We start from the raw sequence: 2726 nt of genomic DNA, 5'->3' as shown, positions 1-2726 counted from the left end.
CCGCAGAGCGGCTGCGGCTGCTGGTGTCCGCCCTGCACGGCCCGCTGTTGTTCGTGTTGGCGTTGTTGGGTGAGGGAGGCACGCGCCTGGCGCCTCGTCACCTGGCGTCCGGCGACGAACCCGACCACCGCGATGACCGCTCCGACCACCATTGACACCGGCTCCATCGGGCGGCTCCCTTCCCTCGTCCCACACCGCGCCCGGCCACGGGCGCCACCATTGTCCCCCATCCTTGGGCGCACGGGAATCCGGTCCCGTTCCCCTGCGGCGCCTACGAACGGTCTGCGCGCAGTCCCTTGAGCGTGGTCACGTCGGCCGCGTGCGGCTTGGCCGGGCCGGGCGTCTCCAGGATCAGCGGAACCCCCGCGGTCACCGGGTGCGTGAACAGCTCGCCGAACGGCTCGGAGCCGATGTGGCCGGCACCGATGTTCTCGTGGCGGTCCTTCTTGCTCCCGCACGGCTCCTTGGAGTCGTTGACGTGGATCACCCGCAACCGGTCCCTGCCCACGACCTCGCCGAAGCGGTCCAGGGCCTCACACATGCCCTTCGGAGTGGAGATGTCGTGTCCGGCGGCGAACATGTGCGCCGTGTCCAGGCACACGCCCACGTTCTCGTGCCAGTCCAGGGCCTCGAAGTAGGGAACCAGGTCGTCGACGGTGGCGCACAGCACCNGCGGGACGTCGTCGCCGAGCCGCTCCAGCAACGGCGTCAGCCGGTCCCGGGTGCGCTCCAAACCGGCCTCCCGGCCGCCCGAGACCGCGGACCCGGTGTGCACGACCACGCCACGCGCGTTGATCTCACCACCTCGGACCAGGGCGTGCTCCAAGGACCGGACCGACTTCTCCGCGGTCTCGTCGCTGGGCGTGCCCAGGTTGATCAGGTAGGGAGCGTGCACGAAGAGCGGCAGGTCGGTGCGCTCGCGCATGCGCGCGTCCTGCTCCGGGTCGCCCCCGTTGGTCGCCCACCCGCGCGGGTTGGACACGAACACCTGCACTGTCTCGGCGCCGATCTCCTCGGCGTAGGCCAGACCCTTGGTCGCCATCCCGCCCGCGACCGGCACGTGCGCGCCGACCGGGGACTCGGGCCGCTGTTGTTCTTTGTTCATAGCGGTGAACAGCCTAGACGCAGGTGGGCACGGGTCCGGTCGCGCCGGGCGGAGCGCGACCGGACCCGTGACTCACACCAGCGGCGGGATCCGATGGTTGGCCAGGACCACCTCATGCGGGTCGTGGGCGGCCCTGATCCGGGACAGGCGGTGGAAGTCCTCCGGAGCGAAGGCCTCCCGCACCTCGGCGTCGGTGAGCGGACCGAAGCTGAAACCGAGTGAGCGCCCGAGCACGTGGCCGTCGAACAGCGACGCGGCCCCGTCCCGGAGCGCACGCGCCTCGGCCCCGTCGTCTCCGCCGACAGTGAGCACGGTCACCGAGTAGGCGGCGTCACGGTGGCCGACCGCGTTGGGATGTTCCGGCGGCCGTGCCAGGGCGCCACCCAGGTGGCGGAGCCCGACCACCGTGGTGAACGGCAGACCGGGGCCGGTCAGCTCGGTCAGTCGCGCGGTCGCGGCCGGGTCCAGTCCGTCGACCAGGAGGTTGCGGGAACGGTAGCCGTGCGGATGGTCGGGCTCGGCGTAGACCCCGCCCGACTCCGCGTAGGGGATCTCGCCCAGCGTGTCCATGAGGATCGGCCCGGCGGCGCGCAGCGGTTCCACCACGGCCGGCCCCCGCTCGGGTCGGCCGGCCCAGGCCAGGGCCACCTGTGCGACGTGTCTGCCCCGCAGCGGTTCGGGCACCCCCGGCACGTCGGGGAGGACCAGCTTCGTCAAGCCCGAGGTCAGCTCCTCCGGGGCCGTCGCGGTCCACTCCCGCCAGGNTCGAAGTACAGGCTGCCGCCGTAGAACCGGTCGACCGGGAAGAGCGCGATCTCCATCCCCGTGACCACGCCGAAGGAGCCGCCACCGCCGCGCACGGCCCAGAACAGATCCGGCTCCTCCTCCGCCGAGACGCGGCGCGACCGTCCGTCCGCGGTCACCACGTCGAGCCGTCTCACGTGGTCGGCGGCGTATCCGTGGGTTCTGCCCAGCAGGCCCACACCGCCGGTCAGCGTGTACGGGACCGCGCCGACGCCGGGGGCGCTCCCGGACAGCGGAGCCAGCCCGTACTCGGCGGCGGCCGCGATGACGCGGGCCCAGGGCGCGCCCGCGGCCACCCACGCCGTGCGCCGGTCGGGGTCCACCCGCACCTCCGCCAGGCGGCGGGTGCTGATCAGCACGCCCCCGTCCAGAGGAACCCCCACACCGTGGCCNNCGCCCCGCCCCCCGCCGCTCCGACGTCCTTCGCGTCGGTCGCGCCGACCACGACCGCGGGCCGGTGCCCGCCCAGCAGCTGAAGCCCCGTGCGCTCCGCGTCGTATCCGTCCCGCGCCGGTGGCAGCACCGGTCCGGAGACCCGCGTGACCAGCGCCTGCATCACGTTCGTATCCTGCATCGTCCGCGTCATGCGGCCAACCTAGGAGGCGATGCGGCCACACCATGGCCGCGATTTCTGGCATTCTGAGCGCATGTACGACGCATCGGTCCGCAAGGGCATGCCGCAGCGGCTGCTGCGCCTGCTGTCCCTGTTGCAGAGTCGACGCGAGTGGGCGGGCGCGGAGTTGACCGAACGCCTCGGCGTCAGCGCCCGCACCCTGCGCCGCGACGTCGACCGGCTCCGGTCGCTCGACTACCAGGT

At 72.7% G+C, this 2726-nt stretch carries 4 protein-coding genes; 1 reads left to right on the top strand and 3 read right to left on the bottom strand.

The features are described from left to right. Positions 1 to 271 precede the first annotated feature (271 nt). The 3 genes from D471_RS0109225 to D471_RS42725 all read right to left on the bottom strand — a co-directional run bounded on the left by D471_RS0109225 (position 272) and on the right by D471_RS42725 (position 2529). On the bottom strand, positions 272 to 1105 hold the full coding sequence (locus tag D471_RS0109225; protein WP_017598356.1) for a deoxyribonuclease IV: 834 nt from the start codon (positions 1103 to 1105) through the stop codon (positions 272 to 274). 72 nt (positions 1106 to 1177) lie between these two features. Next, the gene (locus tag D471_RS41680) at positions 1178 to 1822 is read right to left on the bottom strand and encodes a hypothetical protein (RefSeq protein ID WP_241479592.1); all 645 of its coding nucleotides are present in this window, start codon (positions 1820 to 1822) and stop codon (positions 1178 to 1180) included. Positions 1823 to 1830: 8 nt separating this feature from the next. Further along, positions 1831 to 2529 (bottom strand): FAD-binding oxidoreductase, encoded by a 699-nt coding sequence (locus D471_RS42725; RefSeq protein ID WP_449406561.1) that lies wholly within the window; start codon positions 2527 to 2529, stop codon positions 1831 to 1833. A 54-nt stretch (positions 2530 to 2583) separates the two neighbouring features. Here D471_RS42725 and D471_RS38290 point away from each other — a divergent pair. Further along, positions 2584 to 2726 (top strand): HTH domain-containing protein (locus D471_RS38290; RefSeq protein WP_241479593.1); only part of this gene is annotated, 143 nt, incomplete at its 3' end.

Origin of the sequence: Nocardiopsis lucentensis DSM 44048 (genome assembly GCF_000341125.1) — a bacterium.
GTDB classification, from domain to species: Bacteria; Actinomycetota; Actinomycetes; order Streptosporangiales; family Streptosporangiaceae; genus Nocardiopsis; species Nocardiopsis lucentensis.
Note: the sequence above shows the minus strand (reverse complement) of the source record. Positions and strands in the feature narration are given on the sequence as shown.